This window comes from Isoptericola sp. NPDC060185, from assembly GCF_042728595.1.
Classification (GTDB): domain Bacteria; phylum Actinomycetota; class Actinomycetes; order Actinomycetales; family Cellulomonadaceae; genus Isoptericola.
The window spans coordinates 41,496-57,557 of sequence record NZ_JBHWYY010000002.1 but is presented as its reverse complement, the minus strand read 5'-3'; the positions used below and the strand labels follow the sequence as shown (position 1 = coordinate 57,557).

Below are 16,062 nucleotides of genomic sequence, written 5' to 3'. Positions count from 1 at the left end.
CCGCGCCCACGACTCCCCGCACCACATCGCGACCGAAAGGCCCGACACCCCATGCCCACGTTCGAGATCGGCGAGCGGGACTTCCTGCTCGACGGCCGCCCCGTCCAGGTGATCAGCGGAGCGCTGCACTACTTCCGCGTGCACCCCGACCAGTGGGCCGACCGGATCCGCAAGGCGCGGCTGATGGGGCTCACCACGATCGAGACGTACGTGCCGTGGAACTTCCACGCCCCCGAGCCGGACGTCTTCGACCTCACCGGGCGGCGCGACCTCGGCCGGTTCCTCGACCTCGTCGCCGCCGAGGGCCTGCACGCGATCGTGCGCCCCGGCCCGTACATCTGCGCGGAGTGGGACGGCGGCGGGCTGCCGGCGTGGCTGTTCGCCGACGGACGCGCCGCGGTGCGCCGGCACGACCCGGCGTTCCTCGACGCGATCGGCACCTACTTCGCGCACCTGCTGCCCGTCGTGGCCGAGCGCCAGGTGACCCGCGGCGGACCGGTGCTCATGGTCCAGGTCGAGAACGAGTACGGCGCGTACCCGGGCGTCCCCGCCGACGAGCGCGAGCGGTACCTGCGCGCGCTGGTCGACCTCACGCGCGCCCAGGGCATCGACGTGCCGCTGTTCACGTGCGACCAGGCCGACGACGAGCACCTGTCCCTCGGCGGCCTGCCCGAGATGCACAGGACGGCGAACTTCGGGTCCCGCTCCCTGGAGCGGCTCGCCGTGCTGCGCCGCCACCAGCCGACCGGGCCGCTGATGTGCATGGAGTTCTGGGACGGCTGGTTCGACTCCTGGGGGCTGGAGCACCACGTCACCACCCCGGAGGCCACGGCGGCCGACCTCGACGAGCTGCTCGGCGCCGGCGCGTCGGTCAACCTCTACATGTTCCACGGCGGCACGAACCTCGGCCTGACCAACGGGGCGAACGACAAGGGCACCTACCTGCCCATCACCACCTCGTACGACTACGACGCCCCGCTGTCCGAGCACGGCGCCCCGACGGCCAAGTTCCAGGCGCTGCGGGCCGTCATCGCCAAGCACGCGCCGGTGCCCGACGAGGTGCCGGCCGAGCCGGCTCCCGCGCCCGAGCTCGACGTCGTCCTCGACCGGCGCGTGGCGCTCGACGGCGTCCTGGACCTGGTGGCCGGGCGGAGGTGGCGGACGTCGGCCCCGCAGCCCCCGACGATGGACGACCTGCGCCAGTGGTCCGGCTTCGTGCTGTACGGCACGCGGGTCGACGCCGACGACGTGGTGCTCGTGGCCGACGAGGTGCGCGACCGCGCCGTCGTGGCGCTCGACGGCGACCCGGTGGGTGTGCTCGACCGGAGCACCCACGTCCGGACGCTGCCCCTGCCCCGGCGGGCGGGCACGCTGACCCTGCTGGTCGAGGACCGCGGCCGCGTGAACTACGGCGCCCGCATCGGCGAGCCCAAGGGGCTCGTCGGGACGGTCCGCACCGCCACCCGTGAGCTCACCGACTGGGAGGCCGTCCCGCTGCGGCTCGAGGACGCCCCGGCGCGCCTGCCCGACGCCGTGTGGGGGACCGGCGGCGCCCACACGGCACCGGTCGGCGGGCCGTCGTTCCACCGCGGCACGTTCGCCTCCGTCGCGGGCGCCGACCACTTCCTGCGCCTGGACGGCTGGACCCGCGGCCTCGCGTGGGTGAACGGCGAGCTGCTCGGTCGGTACTCCAGCCAGGGCCCCACCGGCACGCTCTACGTGCCCGGCCCGCTGGTCCGCGCCGAGGGCAACGAGCTGGTGCTGCTCGAGCTGCACGGGGCGGCCGCCCCGCGCGCGCGGTTCGTGGCGGGCCCCGACCTCGGGCCGACGGAGGCCTGACCGCCACTCGCTCCGGCCGTCACAGGCGGAGCGGGGGGGGGCGGGCCGGAGCGGAGCCGGCCGGGCCCGCCGCAGCGAAGGCGTCGACGAGGTCGGGGTCCGCGAACACCGTGATGCCCGCGATGCCGTCGCGGCGCGCGTCGAGCACGGCGACCCCGTACGGCTTGCCGCGGCGGTGCACCACGGCCGCGGGCTGACCGTTCGCGACGGCGCGGCCCATCCGCCATCCGCCGGGCTCGCGCGCCGCGGCGTGGAGGACGGCAGCGCACCTGGCCTTCCCCTCGAACCGGGCGCCCACCGGCCGGAGCTCGAGGGTCGCGTCGGTGCGCAGCGTGGCGACGAGCTCCGTGACGTCGCCTGTCTCGAACGCGCGCAGGTAGACCCCGAGCTGGTGCGCGGCCACGGCGCCGCGCGGCTCGACGACGTCGTAGGGGACCAGGGCGGCGCTGCCGAGCCGGGCCCGGGCGCGCTGCAGGCTGCTTTTCACCGCGGGGACCGACGTGCCGAGCATCCGCGCCACCTCGGCCGCGCGGAAGCCGAGCACCTCACGCAGCAGCAGCGCGGCGCGCTGCGTGGGCGGCAGCAGGCGCAGACCCGCGACGAGGGCGAGGCGCACGTCGGCGCGGTCGTCCGGGAAGGGCTGCACAGGGTGTCCGCCGAGGGCCTCGGCGGGGGACCCGGCGTCGGCGTCGACGGGCACGGGTGTGTGACGCCGCGTACGCGCGGCGTCGATGCAGGCGCGCGTCGCGACCGTGTACAGCCACGTGCGTACGGACGAGCGCCCCTCGAAGCCCTCCCAGCCGCGCCAGGCGTGCAGCAGCGCCTCCTGCAGGGCGTCCTCGCCGTCCTGGCGCGAGCCGAGCATGCGGGAGCAGTGCGCCAACAGCTCGCCGCGCAGGGGTGCCACCTCGTCCTCGAAGCGGGTCATGGTGCCATTGTCGCCGTGGCCGCCAGGGTCGACCGCAGCCAGGCCGCCCCGCCGCGCACGGCCCGGTCGGCCGCGGGCGACCGGCCCACGGCCTGCTGGAACGTATGGAGGGCGCCCGCCGTCTCCTCCAGCCGCACGGCGACACCCGCCGCGCGCAGCCGGGTGACGAGGGCACGGGCGTCGTCGAGCAGGGCTTCGTCCCCGCCGACCTGCACCAGCGTGGACGGCAGGCCGTCGAGCCGCGCGTGCAGCGGCGCGGCACGCGGGTCCCAGGGGTCGGTGCCCGCGAGGTAGCCGGCCGCGAGCGAGCGCACCAGCTCCCGGGTGAAGAACGGGTCGCGGCCCGAGTCGTACGACGCGCCGTGGGCCTCCAGGTCCGCCCACGGCGACATCAGCAGCAGGGCGGCCGGGCCCGGGGCGCCCGCGTCGCGCAGCCGCACTGCGAGGGTCAGGGCCAGCGTGGCACCGCACGAATCGCCCACGACGGCCACGGTGCGGTGGCGACGCCGCAGCCACCGGAACGCCTCCACCGCCTCCTCGACCTGGCTCGGGTAGACGTGGTCCGGCACGAGGCCGTACTCGAGCGCGAAGACGGGCACGCGGGTCGCGAGCGCCAGGTGGCCGAACAAGCGCCGGTGCGTCGCGACGTACCCGCTGACGAACCCGCCCCCGTGGATCGCCAGGACCGCCCCGGAACCGTGGACCGGCGACCGCAGCCACCGCCCCGGGGGCGCCGCCGACGGTTCCTCCTCGACGCCCGGGGCCTCGGTGGCGAGGTCACCCCAGGTCGTCGGACCCCCGGCGCGGGCGCCCTCCTCCCACCACCAGCGGTTCGGGTCGGTCGTGGCAGCCGAAGGCAGCGGCGTCGTGCGTGCGGGCGGGCGCGGTGCGGTCGTCATACCTGGTGAGACGTACCGGGGAACGCGAAGGAATCGGTGGTGTGCAGCGGTGAGGCCAGGGCGCTCTCGGGGTCGTACCGGGCCGCTGTCGCGCGCAGGTCGTCGAGCGCTGCGGGCGGGAAGCAGTCGGCGAGGGCGCTCGTGCCTCCGGTGAGGTCGGCCTCGCCGACGTACCGGCCGGTCCGGACGTCGTCGAGGGCCGCGATCGTGCCCCGGGCCCAGGCCACGGGGCTCCCCGGGCGCTGGTGCGCGGGGTCCCAGTGTGCGTACGCCGACACGCTCAGCGTGCCGCCGGGAGCGTAGAGCGCAGCGTCGGGGGCCGTGCCGTCGGCACGACGGGCCGCGGGCGTCACCAGCACGCTGGAGCACGGCGACAGGTCGGGGTCGCGGCGGGGGAGCAGCGGCAGCACCTCGGCGAACCCGGCCCGGGTCCAGGCGTGGTCGGAGAACATCGCCTCGCCCGGGTGCCGGGGGATCGGCCCGAGCAGCGCCGCGAGCGAACCGGCGACGGCGACGTCCGCAGGCATGCCGGAGGGGACGGCGCGCAGCAGGTCCGGCGCGTCGGCGTCGTCGAGCCCGAACGCGGTCGCCGAGACGACGGCGTGCGGCGGGTCGCCGGCCCCGCGCGCCGGACGCCAGAACACCGTGAGCTCGAGATGCGGGGGCGACGCTGCGACGACGTCGTCGAGGGCGGCGCCGAGCGCGGCGGGGTCGCGCGCGTCGACGACGACCGTGACCCGCGTCGACGGGGCGTCACCCGGCACGAGGGCCAGGCGGAAGGCGGTGACGATCCCGGGGAACGCCGGCCCGGCCCCGCGCAGCGCGCGGAACAGGTCCGGGTGCGAGCCGGCGTCGACGCGCAGCGCGGTCGCGTCGGGCAGGACGACGTCGGCGGCCAGCACGCGCTCGCACGCATGGCCCCACACCGGCGTGTTCCAGCCGTTCCCGCCGGCGAGGAGGTAGCCGCCGAGGCCGACGGTGGGCGCGTGTCCCAGCGGGAAGGAGAACCCCGCGGCCCCGAGGGCGCGGGCAGCCCGCTCCACCGTGGCGCCCGGGCCGACCCACGCGGTCGCCGTCTCCGGGTCGACCGCGACGTGGTGCAGGGCGCCGAGGTCGACGGTCACGGCGCCGTCGAGCAGGTGCGTGGCGCTGAGGGAGTGCCCGCCGCTGCGCACGGCGACGCGCCGGCCCTCCTCCCGGGCGCGCGCCAGGGCGGCGCGCACCCCGGCGGCGTCGCGCGGCCGCGCCACTGCCGCGGGCGACCGGTCGGGCTGCCACGCCGAGGCGGACAGCGCGGCGACCGCCTCCCCGAACGCGGGGGAGCCGCGACCCACCCACGCGACGGGCGCCGGTTTCACGCGGGGCTCACGCGAGGATCGCGGCGTCGATGGCGGCCGGGTCGTAGACGAGGTCGACGACCTTGCGCGTCAGCCCGACGACGGCGCCGTCCGCTCCGAGGTGGGCGGCGCCGACGCTCAGGTGGTGCCGGGCGCGCTCGGTGACGTCCTCGCGGATCGCGGCGTCGATCCGCGACACGACGCGGGGGATCCGGCCCAGGGCGCCGCCCAGCACCAAGTCGTCGGGGTTGGCGACCGCCACGACGGTGGCGAGCACGCGCGAGAGGCGCGCAGTGGCGTCGTCGACGGCGTCGCAGACCGCGGGGTCGCCCGCCGCGACGCGGTCGACGATGTCTTGCAGGTGCCGCACGCCCGTGTCCGCGAGCCGGCGGATCAGGGCGTGTCCCGACGCCCAGGCGGCCAGGCAGCCACGCCGCCCGCACGTGCACACCGGCCCGTCGTCGGTGATGCGCACGTGCCCGATGTCGCCCGCGGCGCCGTCGGCTCCCTCCAGCACGTGCCCGGCGTCGACGATGCCGGCGCCGATCCCCGTCGCGTACTTCACGGCGAGCACCGTGCGGTCCGCGCCGATCACGCTGGACTCGCCGAGGGCGAAGGCGCGGGCGTCGTTCTCGATGACGGTCGGAACCTGCCAGCGGTCGCGGACGGCCTCGAGGACCGGGTAGGCCTCCCAGCGCGGCATCGTCGTCGACGTGCCGAGGACGCCGGTGGCCGGGTCGACCGGCCCGGGGATGCCGAGGGCGACGCCGATGAGGGTCTCGTCCTGGCCGGCGTCCACGAGCCGCTGCGAGATCTCGGACATCTCGGCGAGGTAGGCGGGTGCCTCGGTGTCGATGTCGACCGCGACGTCGCGCATGCGCAGGATGCGACCGTCGACGCCCGTGACGCAGAGGCGTGCGTGGGTCTGGCCGAGGTCGAGCACGAGCACCACCCGGCCGCGGGTGTCCCAGCGCAGCAGCTCCGAGCGCCGGCCCGGCCCGCGGCCGCCCGTCCCCGGTGGCGCGGAGCCGTCCTGGTACACGTACCCGTGCTGGAACAGGGCCTCGAGGCGCTCGAACAGGGTGGTGCGGGACATGCCCGTCGCGGCCAGGAGCTGCTGGCGCGTCATCCCGGGCCGCGAGCGGATGAAGCTCACCAGCGCGCCGTAGGAGGCCGCGGGGAGCACCGCGGGGAGCGTGGTGCGCACGGGCGGGAGCGGCACCGCGACGGGGGGCCCGCCGCCGTCGTCGCGCGCGTCGCGGGTCCGGGCCGTCTCGGTCACCACAGGTCGTCCTCCTCGACTCGGCGCTGCGGGTGACGTTTCACGCCACCGGGCGCAGCAGTCCGCGGCTGGTTCGTCCGGGCTCATCTTGACACGTTGACGGGCGTCGCACTAGCCGTTACGTTCAGCCATTGGACGCAAAAGCCCAACGACGGGCGACGGGACCTAAGGACGAAGATGACCGAAGTCGCGATCTCGCTGCCGCAGGCGGCCGCCGAGGTGCTGCGCGCCAACGACCGTGGCCGCCGCACCGTCGCGGCCCCCGCGCTGTACCCGCACCAGTGGTCCTGGGACGCCGCGTTCGTGGCCATCGGCTGGGCGACGATCTCGGTGCCGCGGGCGCTCGAGGAGATGCGTCACCTGCTGCGCGGGCAGTGGGCGACGGGCATGATCCCGCACATCGTGTTCTCCGCGGAGCCGGGGTACTTCCCCGGCCCCGACCGGTGGCGCACGGAGGGGCTGGCCCAGGCGCCGGACGTGCCGACCTCGGGAATATGTCAACCAGCCATACACAGTCTGGCGCTCTTCGTGATCGGGGAGCAGGCCCGCCGCAACGGCGGCGCGGACGCCGAGCTCTTCCGCGACTTCCTCGCCGAGACGTTCGACGGCTGGCTCGCCTGGCACCGGTGGCTGGAGACCACCCGCAGCACCCATCCCACCGGGCTCGTGGAGATCCACCACCCGTGGGAGTCGGGGATGGACAACTCGCCCCGCTGGGACGCGCCCTGCGCGCGCATCCGGGTCGGGGCGATGGCGCCGTACCAGCGCGAGGACGTCCGGCACGTCGCGGGCGCGGACGAGCGCCCGGCGGACGCCGACTACGACCGGTACCTGTGGCTGGTCGAGCAGCTCGTGTCCGTCGGGTACGACGACGCCACCGCCCGGGGCACCGTGGACTTCCGCGTCGGGGACGTGTTCTTCACCGCGACCCACGCGATGTCGGCCGGCCTCCTCGCCGAGCTCGGCGACCAGATCGGCCGCGCCGCCGAGGCGGGGGAGCTGCGGGCGATGGCGGCGCGCGCGCGCGACGCGGTGGGCCGCACGGCCGACCCGGTCACCGGGCGGTCACGCGACTACGACATGCTCGCGGGCGAGTGGCTCGACTCCGCGACGGTGGGTGGCTTCGCCCCGCTGGTCTGCGGCGCCGCCGCTGACGCGTACGACTCCCTGGTGGAGCAGCTCCTCGGGCCGTCGTGGTGCGGGCACCCCGCCCTCGCGCACCCCGTGCCGCCGACCGTGACGCCCGACAGCGTGGCGTTCGCCGGCCGCACCTACTGGCGGGGCCCGCAGTGGCCGGTGCTCGTGTGGCTCCTGTCCTGGTCCCTGCGCCACCACGGGCGCGTCGAGGCCGCGGAGTCGATCGGCCGCGCCGGGCGGGAGCAGCTCGGCGACCACACCTTCGCCGAGTACTACGACAGCCTCACCGGGCAGGCGCTCGGCAGCCAGAACCAGTCGTGGACGGCGGCCGTCGCCCTCGCCTGGACGTGGGGGGAGGGACGATGAGCGCGCCCACGGCCTGGGTGGGGCGGTCGCGTCCCGCGGTCGAGGGCGGCGACATCGTCACCGGCGACCTCGTGTACGTCACCGACCGCCGCGCGCCCGGGATGCTGTACGGGCACGTGCTGCGCTCCGCCGTCCCGCACGCCCGCATCGACGCGCTCGACACCGCGGACGCCCTCGCCCTGCCGGGGGTGGAGGTCGTCCTGACCGCGGCGGACGTGCCGGTGAACGCGCTGGGCCCCCGAGACGTCGACGGACCCGTGCTGGCCGACGGCGTCGTCCGGCAGGTGGGCGAGGCGATCGCCCTCGTCGCGGCGCGCGACGCGCGCACGGCGGAGCGGGCCGCCGCGCTCGTGCGCGTAGAGCTCACCCCGCTGCCCGTGGTCGACGGCCCGGAGGCCGCGGCCGCCGAGGGCGCGCCCGCGCTGCACGCGGGCGGCAACGTCTCCGGCCGCATCGCGTTCGCCTCCGGCGACGTGGCGCCGGCCCTGGACGCCGCGCACCTGGTGCTGCGCCGCCAGGTGCGCACCCCCGCGCAGGAGCACGTCGCGATCGAGACTCCGGGCGGCGTCGCGGAGGCCGACGAGGACGGCGTGACGATCTGGTGCGGCTCCCAGAACCCCGGTCTGCACCAGCGCAAGGTGGCGCGCGCCCTCGGCGTCGACCCCGCCGCCGTGCGGATGGTCGCGGGCCCGGTGGGCGGCGCCTTCGGGTCCCGCAACGACGACCCGATGCCCGTGTACCTGGCGCTGCTCGCCCGGGCCACCGGGCGGCCGGTCCACCTGCACATGACGCGCGAGGACGTGATGGCCGCGGGCGCGAAGCGGCACCCCTTCGTCACGGACATCGAGATCGGCTTCGACCGCGACGGCCGGATCCTCGGGTCCGCCGTACGGGCCGTGGCCGACACCGGGCCGGTGATCACCTCGGGCCCCAACGTCATGAAGACGTCCGCCGAGATGTCGACCGGCCCCTACCGGTTCGACTTGGCGTCGTTCAACGGCACCGTCTACTACACGAACAACGCGAACGCGGGCGCGTTCCGCGGGTACGGGGTGCCGCAGGTCGCGTTCGCCGTCGAGAACGCCATGACCGAGGCCGCGCACCGGCTCGGGATCGACCCGATCGAGATCCGGCTGCGCAACGCGCTCGACGGCGGCGACCGGCACAGCCTGTACCGGCACGCCACGACCCGGAGCCTCGCCGTGCGCGAGACGCTCCGCACTGCCGCCGCGCATCCCCTGTGGGCTGACCGCGAGCACTGGCGTGCGGGCGCGACCGGGCCCTGGCGCCGTGGCACGGGCGTCGCGACCGCGATGAAGGGCGTGGGGATGGGCAGCGGCACGGGCGACACGGCCCGGGCGCGCCTGCGGATCGACACCGACGGGCACGTGACGATCTGGGCCGGGCCGAACCACACCGGGCAGTCCATCCAGACCACCTACGAGCAGGTCGCCGCCGACGCGCTCGGGCTGCCGATCGAGCAGGTCGAGGTGCGCGTCGGGGACACGGGCGAGGTGCCCGAGTCCGGGCCGACCGCGGCGAGCCGCTCCACCTACGCCGGCGGGAACGCCGTGCGGGCCGTGTGCGCCGAGCTGCTCGGCCGGTGCGAGCGCCTCTCGCTGCCGCTCGCGACCGACGCCCCCGGGGCGGGGACCAAGCTGGTCGACCTGGGCGAGGCCGAGATGGTCGCGGAGTTCCGCCTCCCGGACACCGAGGACATCGGCCTGGTGCCGCCCGAGCAGCTCGCCACCTTCGCGCCCCACCGCGTGTACGGCACCTGCACCCAGGTGGTGCGGGTGGAGGTCAACGTGCACACGGGGGAGCTGCGCGTGCCCGAGCTGCTGTGCGTGCTCGACTGCGGCACGCCCATCAACCCGGCGGCCACGGTCGGACAGGCGGAGGGCGGCATCCTCCAGGGTCTCGGGCTCGCCGTCATGGAGGACCACCAGGTGGTGGGCGGCGTGCCCCGGACCACGAGCCTGGAGAACTACCTCGCGCCGACCATCGCGGACACGCCGGCCATGACGACGCTCTTCGTCCCGGGCAGCGAGGCCTCCGGGCCGTTCGGCGCCAAGGGGATGTCCGAGGTCGTCGTCGTGCCGACCCCGCCCGCAATCACCGCCGCCGTGCTCGACGCCGTCGGCGTCCTGCCACGTCGGCTGCCCGTCACGCCCGAGCGGCTCCTCGACCTGCTCGACGAGCCCGGCACCGGCGACGGGGACCAGGGCCAGGACGACCGCGGACAGCGGGAGGCGTCGTGCGACTGAACGGCACGGAGACGGGCGCCGTCCCCGAGGAGCTCCACGGCCTGCGCCTGCTCGACTACCTGCGCGACGTCGCCGGGCTCACCGGCGCCAAGGAGGGCTGCGGCATGGGGGAGTGCGGCAGCTGCACCGTCACGGTGGACGGGCGCGCGACGACGTCGTGCCTCGTCCTGGTGGGGCAGGTGCTCGACGCCGACGTCCGCACCGTGGAGGGTCTGGCCGCGGCGGGGCACGGCGCGCTGCAGGCGGCGTTCGTGGAGCGGCAGGCCGTGCAGTGCGGCTACTGCATCCCCGGGGTGCTCAACTCGTGCGCCGCGCTGCTGGACCGCGACCCCGACCCGGACGACGCCGCCGTGCGGCGGGCGCTGGACGGCAACCTGTGCCGCTGCACGGGCTACCAGCGCTTCGTCGACGCCGTGCACGACGCCGCCTGCGCCCGCCGCGGAGCCGGCGCGGGGACGGAGGGCGACGCATGATCACCGCACCCCCGCGCCTGCTGCGCCCGGCGAGCGTCGCCGCCGTGTCCGCGCTGCTCACGAGCGAGAGGCCCGCGCGACCGGTCGCCGGCGGCACGGACCTCCTCGTGCAGCGCCGCGCCGGTCTCGACGTGCCCGTGCTGGTGGACCTCACGGCGCTCGCGGGCGCCGCTCCTGCGGCGGCTCGAACGACCGACGGTGGCGCGCTGCGCGTGTCCGCGCTGCGCCCGCTGAGCGACGTGTCCGCGGCGCTGGGCGACGACGTGCCGCCCCTGGCCGCGGCGATCCGCGAGTTCGCGTCGACCACGATCCGCCACCGCGCGACGATCGGCGGCAACCTCGTCACCGGGTCGCCCGCCGCGGACACCGTGCCGGCACTGTTGGCGGCGGACGCGGTCGTGGAGGTCGTGACGCCCGACGGCTCCGGCCGGGCGGTGCCCCTCGCCGCGTTCCTGCTCGGGCCGCGCCGCGTGGACCTCGCGCCCGGCGAGTGGGTCGCGTCCGTCACCGTGCCCGACCCGCGACCCGGGGTTGGCGCCCTGGAGGGCGGCTTCCGCAAGATCGGCGGTCGTCGCGCCCAGGCGATCTCGCTGCTCAGCCTCGCCTGGCAGTGGCGCCGCGACGTCGACGGCCGCCTCGCGGACGTGCGGCTCGCCGCGGGTGCGGTCGCCCCCACCGTGGTGCGGCTGGCGCGGGCCGAGGCGCTCCTCGAGGGCGCGGTGCCGACGCCGGCCCTCGTCGAGGAGGCCACGCGGGCCGTGGCCACCGACATCAGCCCCATCGACGACCTGCGCGCGACCGCCGCCTACCGGCGGCGGTGCGCGGCGGGCCTGCTCCGCGAGGTGGTCCCCGTCCCGGGACGGGCCCCGACACCGATCTCCAGCACGACCTCCAGCACGACCACGAGAGGGAACGACCAGTGAACGTAGGCGTCACCGTGCGGCTGGACCAGCCGATCACCGAGGCGGCCCGCTGGGCCCGTCGGGCCGAGGACCTGGGCTTCTCCAGCGTCTGGCTGGCCGACCACTACTTCCACCGCGACGCGTCGGCGGCCCTGGCCCTGATGATGACCGCGACGCGGCACGTCCGGCTGGGCACCGCCGTGGTGTCGCCGTTCCTGCGGCACCCGACGCTGCTGGCGAGCCTCGCGGCGACCCTGCGCGAGATCGGCCCGGGCCGCTTCGTGCTGGGCCTCGGCGCCGGCGGCTACGAGATCGCGGGCGAGATGGGCATCGCGATGCGCCGCCCGCTGCGGCTCACGGCCGAGGCGGTCGACATCGTGCGCGAGCTCACCGCGGGCACCGCGCACGTGACCGGCGAGACGTTCAGCGCCGAGGGCTCGGCCCTGCGGTGGCAGGCGGAGGACGGGCCGCTGTACCTGGCGGCGCGGGGCCCGAAGATGCTCGAGCTCGCGGGCCGGTGCGCCGACGGGGTCATCACCCACGGCATCGCGGACAGCCACATCGCCTTCGTCCAGGAGCGGGTGGCGGCCGGCGCCGTCGGCCGCGAGAGCGGCAGCGCCGCCGTCTGCCTCATGCTCGACGTCGAGATCGGCGACGACGCCGACGCCTCGCTGCGCGCCCTTGCCCCGCGCTGCGTCACCATGGCCGGCGGCGCCTACGCCGACGAGCTCATCGAGGTCTACGGCCTCGACCGCGACGAGGTCGCATCCCTGCGCGCCACCGTCCGCAGCGGCGACCGCGCGCTGGCCGCGCGCCAGGTCACCCCGGACATGGCCCGCGCGTTCGGCCTCGCCGGGCCCGCGGCCGAGGTGGCCGACGGCCTGCGCCGGCTCGCCGACCAGGGCGTCGACGAGGTCATCGTGTCCGTGGGCGGCGCCGACCCCGACGCCGTCGACCGCCAGCTGTCCGCCCTCGCCCAGGAGGTCTTCGCATGAGCCCGCTCCCGTCCGCCGTCACCGTCCTCGGCTCCGGGGCCGGCGCGCTGTCCAGCGCGACGGAGCTGTCGCTGGCCGGGGTCGACGTCACCGTCGCCGACTTCGAGCGGTTCCGTGCCAGCATCGACGCGATCGCCGAGACCGGCGTCGTGCGGCTGCGGTCCCCGTGGCACGGGGTCACGGAGACGCCCGCCCGCGCGAGCCTGGACCCCGCGGCGGCCGCCGCCGCGGCCGACGTCGTCGTCGTGTCGGTGCCCGCGTTCGGGCACGACACCTTCGCGACCCTCCTGGCCGAGCACCTCCGCCCGGGGACGCAGGTGATCTTCGCGGGGGAGGGCGGCGGCAGCCTCGCCCTGGTCGCCGCGATGCGCCACGCGGGGCGCCCGCTGGACGTGGACGTCGCGGAGCTGAACAGCCTCCCGTACGGCGCGCGGGTACGGGCCCCCGGGCTCATCACGGCGTCCCGCAAGGTGGGCGGCACGGTCGCGGCGGGGATGCCCGCCGGCAACGCCGCCGTCGAGACCGCCTGCGCGATCTGGCCCTCGGTGACCGCGGGCGAGAGCGTGCTCGAGACCGTGCTGCTCAACTTCAACGCCATCGACCACGTGCCGCCGATCCTGGCGAACCTCGGCGCGATCGAGGGCGGCCCCGGCAAGTTCCTGCTGTGGGGCGTGGGCGCCAGCCCCGCCGTGGCGCGCTTCATCGGCGCGATCGACGCCGAGCTGGTCTCGATCCGCCGCGCGCTGGGGTTCGCGAACCTCCAGGGCTACGAGGAGTACCTGGTGGAGCAGGGGTTCGCCCCCGAGGTGAAAGGGGACCTGCACGCCACCCTCGCGTCGTCGGCGTTCGCGGACTCGACCTTCGCGACCGGTCCGACGGCGCTCGAGAGCCGCTACATCACCGAGGACGTGCCCTACGCGCTGTGCCTCATGGCGTCGATCGGCCGGGAGGTGGGCGTCGCGACGCCGACGATCGACGCGATGATCCACCTCGCGGGCGTGGCCACGGGCACCGACTACCGCGCCCGCGGCCGCACCCTGGAGACCTTCGGCCTCGCCGGCCTGGGGCGCGACGGGCTGCTCGAGGCGACGAGGACGGGCCGATGGTGACCGACCCCGCCGCGCCGGGCGCGGTGACCGTGCCCGGCCTCGTGAACATGCACGACCACCTGCGGTCGTTCGTGCCCGGCTCCACGGCGTCGGAGGGCGCGTCGCTCGCCCAGGCGATCAGCGCGGGCAACGCGCGCCAGGCGGTCGCGGGCCCGGCCGAGTACCGCGCCCTCACCGCGCTCGGGGCGGCCCGCCAGGTCGTGGCCGGGACCACCACCGTGGTGGACCACGTCTACCCGCTGCACCGCCCGGGGCTGCTGGACGCCGTGGTCGCGGGGCACGCCGCCGTCGGGGTCCGGGGCTATGTCGCGCTCGGCATCATGACCCGCGGGGCGCCCGGCCTCGCGACGTCCGTCGCGGACGTCGTCGCCCTCGCCGAGCGGGCCGCGGACGTCCTGCTCCCGCGCGACCGGCTCTTCCTGGCGCCGGTGTCCGTGCGGCAGAACGTGCCGGCGGACTACGCCGAGGCGGCGGCCGCCGCGGACCGGCTCGGGCTGCGCCTGTACACCCACGTCTCCGAGAACGCTGCCGAGGTGGACGCGTGCCTCGCGGAGCACGGGGTGCGCCCGATCGGCCTGCTCGACCGGGCGGGCTTCCTGCGGCCCGGGACCGTCCTGGTGCACGGCGTCGAGCTCATCGACGACGAGATCGACCTGCTGGCCCGGCGCGGGGCCGCACTCGTGTACTGCCCGACGAACCACCTGCGGTTCGCGAAGGGCGTCGCCCGCGTCCTCGACCTCCTGGAGGCCGGGGTGCCCGTCACGCTCGGCGTGGACGGGATGGAGAGCCTGTTCCACGAGATGCGGCAGGCCGTCTACACCCAGGGGCAGGCGGCCGGCGACCCCGCCGCCCTCTCCTCCGAGGCCGCGTACGCGATGGCGACGACGACCGCGTCGGCCGTCCTCGGGCTGCCCGCCGACGCAGGCGACGTCGTCCGGCTCGACACCGGCGGGCCGGCGTGGCAGCCGCTGGTCGACCCGCGGTGGGCCCTCGTCCACCGTGCGGGCCCCGCCCACGTGCGCGACGTGGTCGCGGCGGGCCGCACCCTCCTGCGCGACGGGGAGCTGGTGTCGGCCGACGCCGCCGAGCTCGCCGCCGACGCCGACTCCGCCCTCCGTGCGCTCGCCGCACGGTCCGGCCACCGCCCACCCGCCCCGGTGGGCCCCCTTCCCTGAGCTGTTCCGCCTCGATGCAGAGACCTCGATGAAGAGACAAGGAACCGACATGGCTGCACGTACTCCCTCCCTCACCCGGCGTCAGATGCTCGCCCTCACCGGCGGGCTCTCGGCGGGGTTCGTCCTGTCCGCGTGCGGCACGGGCACCGGTGGCGGCGCGGCGCCGACCGGCGGCTCGTCCGGCGGCGGGGGCGGCACCCTCGAGCTGTGGGCCAACGCCGCGACGGCCGGCGACACCGGCTCGCCCCTGCACCAGGCCGCCGAGGCCTTCGGCAAGGCGAACGGCGTCACGATCAACATCCAGGGCATCCCGACCGAGGACCTCGTGCCCAAGCTGACCACCACGAGCAGCGGCGGCGAGGGGCCCGACGTCGCGATCGTGGACGTCTCCTCGGTGCCGCAGCTCGCGGCGGCGCAGGTGCTGGCCGACGTCACGTCCCAGAGCAAGGAGGTGGCCGACGCCTTCGGCACCGAGCTGCTCGCAGGCGCCGGCTACGACGGCAAGCAGTACGGCCTGCCGTACACGACCAACAACGTGGCGCTCTACTACAACAAGGGCATGCTCTCGAAGGCCGGGATCGAGGTCCCGACCACGTGGGACGACCTGCGCTCCGCGGCCGTCGAGCTCACCGGCGGTGACCAGTACGGCTACATGATGGGCGCCTCGGGCTTCGGGTCGTTCCTGTTCTGGCCGTGGCTGTGGCAGAACGGCGGCGAGATCCTCAGCGACGACCTCACGAAGGCGACGTTCGCCGACGGCCCGGGCATGGAGGCCTGGGAGTTCTACGCGAACCTCGCGGTCAAGGACAAGGTGGCGCCGCAGGAGTTCGTCGCCGCGAACTCGTCGTGGGACCAGTACGTGGCGCCGTTCGTCCAGGGCAGGGTCGCGATGATGGCGATCGGCCCCTGGGGCACCGGGCCGATCACGGACGGCAACCCGGACCTCGACTGGGCGGCCGCGCCGCTGCCCGGCAGGACGGCGAAGGGGACGGTGCTCGGCGGCACCGCGGTCGGCGTCGGGGCCAACAGCGCCCACGCCGACGTCGCCTGGGACTTCGTCAGGTGGGTCACGGACTCGGCGCAGATGCCGTACATCCAGGACACCGGCAACATCCCCGCGCGCCTCGACGTCGTCGAGTCCGACTGGGCCGCCGAGGACCCGGTGCGGAAGGTCTTCATCGACCAGATCGCCGTCACCCGCGCCCGCCCGGCGCTGCCGAGCTGGGGCGACATCGAGTGGGGCGTCATGGCGGACGCGTGGGACTCCGTCATCCAGGGCCAGAAGGAGCCCGCCGCCGCTCTCACCGCCGCCGCGAAGGCGGCGGACGCGAAGCTCTCCAGCTAGTCCGGACC

The 16,062-nt window shown here is 75.9% G+C and carries 13 protein-coding genes; 9 read left to right on the top strand and 4 right to left on the bottom strand.

Translation table 11 applies throughout. The features are described 5' to 3' along the window. Positions 1 to 51: 51 nt before the first annotated feature. Positions 52 to 1,839 (top strand): beta-galactosidase family protein, encoded by a 1,788-nt coding sequence (locus ACFWDO_RS01090; protein ID WP_380321163.1) that lies wholly within the window; start codon positions 52 to 54, stop codon positions 1,837 to 1,839. A 19-nt stretch (positions 1,840 to 1,858) separates the two neighbouring features. On the opposite strand, the gene ACFWDO_RS01085 is transcribed toward ACFWDO_RS01090, so the two are convergent. From ACFWDO_RS01085 to ACFWDO_RS01070, 4 genes are read right to left on the bottom strand one after another with little or no spacing between them, the layout of a single operon-like run. Further along, positions 1,859 to 2,767 carry an RNA polymerase subunit sigma-70 gene (locus tag ACFWDO_RS01085; protein ID WP_380321166.1) on the bottom strand — a complete coding sequence of 303 codons (909 nt, stop codon included), beginning with the start codon at positions 2,765 to 2,767 and terminating at the stop codon, positions 1,859 to 1,861. Further along, positions 2,764 to 3,666, bottom strand: a complete 903-nt coding sequence (locus tag ACFWDO_RS01080) for an alpha/beta hydrolase (RefSeq protein ID WP_380321169.1) — start codon at positions 3,664 to 3,666, stop codon at positions 2,764 to 2,766. The genes ACFWDO_RS01085 and ACFWDO_RS01080 overlap by 4 nt, the downstream gene beginning before the upstream one ends. Continuing rightward, the gene (locus ACFWDO_RS01075; RefSeq protein WP_380321172.1) at positions 3,663 to 5,024 is read right to left on the bottom strand and encodes an FAD-binding oxidoreductase; all 1,362 of its coding nucleotides are present in this window, start codon (positions 5,022 to 5,024) and stop codon (positions 3,663 to 3,665) included. The genes ACFWDO_RS01080 and ACFWDO_RS01075 overlap by 4 nt, the downstream gene beginning before the upstream one ends. A 7-nt stretch (positions 5,025 to 5,031) precedes the next feature. After that, on the bottom strand, positions 5,032 to 6,285 hold the full coding sequence (locus ACFWDO_RS01070) for an ROK family protein (protein ID WP_380321175.1): 1,254 nt from the start codon (positions 6,283 to 6,285) through the stop codon (positions 5,032 to 5,034). A gap of 177 nt (positions 6,286 to 6,462) precedes the next feature. Here ACFWDO_RS01070 and ACFWDO_RS01065 point away from each other — a divergent pair, with 177 nt between their 5' ends. The 8 genes from ACFWDO_RS01065 to ACFWDO_RS01030 are packed head-to-tail and all read left to right on the top strand — an operon-like array spanning position 6,463 to position 16,054. Beyond that, a complete protein-coding gene (locus tag ACFWDO_RS01065) occupies positions 6,463 to 7,788 on the top strand; it encodes a glycoside hydrolase 100 family protein (protein ID WP_380321178.1) in 1,326 nt (441 codons plus the stop codon). Further along, positions 7,785 to 10,055: a xanthine dehydrogenase family protein molybdopterin-binding subunit gene (locus ACFWDO_RS01060; RefSeq protein WP_380321181.1), complete on the top strand. Its 2,271-nt coding sequence runs from the start codon at positions 7,785 to 7,787 to the stop codon at positions 10,053 to 10,055. Before ACFWDO_RS01065 ends, ACFWDO_RS01060 begins: the two co-directional genes overlap by 4 nt. After that, complete coding sequence (locus ACFWDO_RS01055) at positions 10,046 to 10,528, top strand: (2Fe-2S)-binding protein (RefSeq protein ID WP_380321184.1); 483 nt, start codon at positions 10,046 to 10,048, stop codon at positions 10,526 to 10,528. The genes ACFWDO_RS01060 and ACFWDO_RS01055 overlap by 10 nt, the downstream gene beginning before the upstream one ends. Continuing rightward, positions 10,525 to 11,451 carry an FAD binding domain-containing protein gene (locus tag ACFWDO_RS01050; RefSeq protein ID WP_380321187.1) on the top strand — a complete coding sequence of 309 codons (927 nt, stop codon included), beginning with the start codon at positions 10,525 to 10,527 and terminating at the stop codon, positions 11,449 to 11,451. The genes ACFWDO_RS01055 and ACFWDO_RS01050 overlap by 4 nt, the downstream gene beginning before the upstream one ends. Next, positions 11,448 to 12,425: an LLM class flavin-dependent oxidoreductase gene (locus tag ACFWDO_RS01045; protein WP_380321190.1), complete on the top strand. Its 978-nt coding sequence runs from the start codon at positions 11,448 to 11,450 to the stop codon at positions 12,423 to 12,425. The genes ACFWDO_RS01050 and ACFWDO_RS01045 overlap by 4 nt, the downstream gene beginning before the upstream one ends. Next, entirely contained in the window at positions 12,422 to 13,534 is a 1,113-nt protein-coding gene (locus ACFWDO_RS01040) for an NAD/NADP octopine/nopaline dehydrogenase family protein (RefSeq protein ID WP_380321193.1), read from the top strand. The genes ACFWDO_RS01045 and ACFWDO_RS01040 overlap by 4 nt, the downstream gene beginning before the upstream one ends. Further along, a complete protein-coding gene (locus ACFWDO_RS01035) occupies positions 13,528 to 14,709 on the top strand; it encodes an amidohydrolase family protein (RefSeq protein WP_380321196.1) in 1,182 nt (393 codons plus the stop codon). The genes ACFWDO_RS01040 and ACFWDO_RS01035 overlap by 7 nt, the downstream gene beginning before the upstream one ends. 49 nt (positions 14,710 to 14,758) lie before the next feature. Continuing rightward, entirely contained in the window at positions 14,759 to 16,054 is a 1,296-nt protein-coding gene (locus ACFWDO_RS01030) for an ABC transporter substrate-binding protein (RefSeq protein WP_380346756.1), read from the top strand. Positions 16,055 to 16,062 lie beyond the last annotated feature (8 nt).

Excerpts from the sequence above, each read along its gene's own strand:
- ACFWDO_RS01060 (WP_380321181.1), top strand. The coding sequence starts at position 7,785 with ATGAGCGCGCCCACGGCCTGGGTGGGGCGGTCGCGTCCCGCGGTCGAG.
- ACFWDO_RS01035 (WP_380321196.1), top strand. The coding sequence starts at position 13,528 with ATGGTGACCGACCCCGCCGCGCCGGGCGCGGTGACCGTGCCCGGCCTC.
- ACFWDO_RS01080 (WP_380321169.1), bottom strand. The coding sequence starts at position 3,666 with ATGACGACCGCACCGCGCCCGCCCGCACGCACGACGCCGCTGCCTTCG.
- ACFWDO_RS01090 (WP_380321163.1), top strand. The coding sequence starts at position 52 with ATGCCCACGTTCGAGATCGGCGAGCGGGACTTCCTGCTCGACGGCCGC.
- ACFWDO_RS01050 (WP_380321187.1), top strand. The coding sequence starts at position 10,525 with ATGATCACCGCACCCCCGCGCCTGCTGCGCCCGGCGAGCGTCGCCGCC.
- ACFWDO_RS01085 (WP_380321166.1), bottom strand. The coding sequence starts at position 2,767 with ATGACCCGCTTCGAGGACGAGGTGGCACCCCTGCGCGGCGAGCTGTTG.
- ACFWDO_RS01030 (WP_380346756.1), top strand. The coding sequence starts at position 14,759 with ATGGCTGCACGTACTCCCTCCCTCACCCGGCGTCAGATGCTCGCCCTC.
- ACFWDO_RS01040 (WP_380321193.1), top strand. The coding sequence starts at position 12,422 with ATGAGCCCGCTCCCGTCCGCCGTCACCGTCCTCGGCTCCGGGGCCGGC.
- ACFWDO_RS01065 (WP_380321178.1), top strand. The coding sequence starts at position 6,463 with ATGACCGAAGTCGCGATCTCGCTGCCGCAGGCGGCCGCCGAGGTGCTG.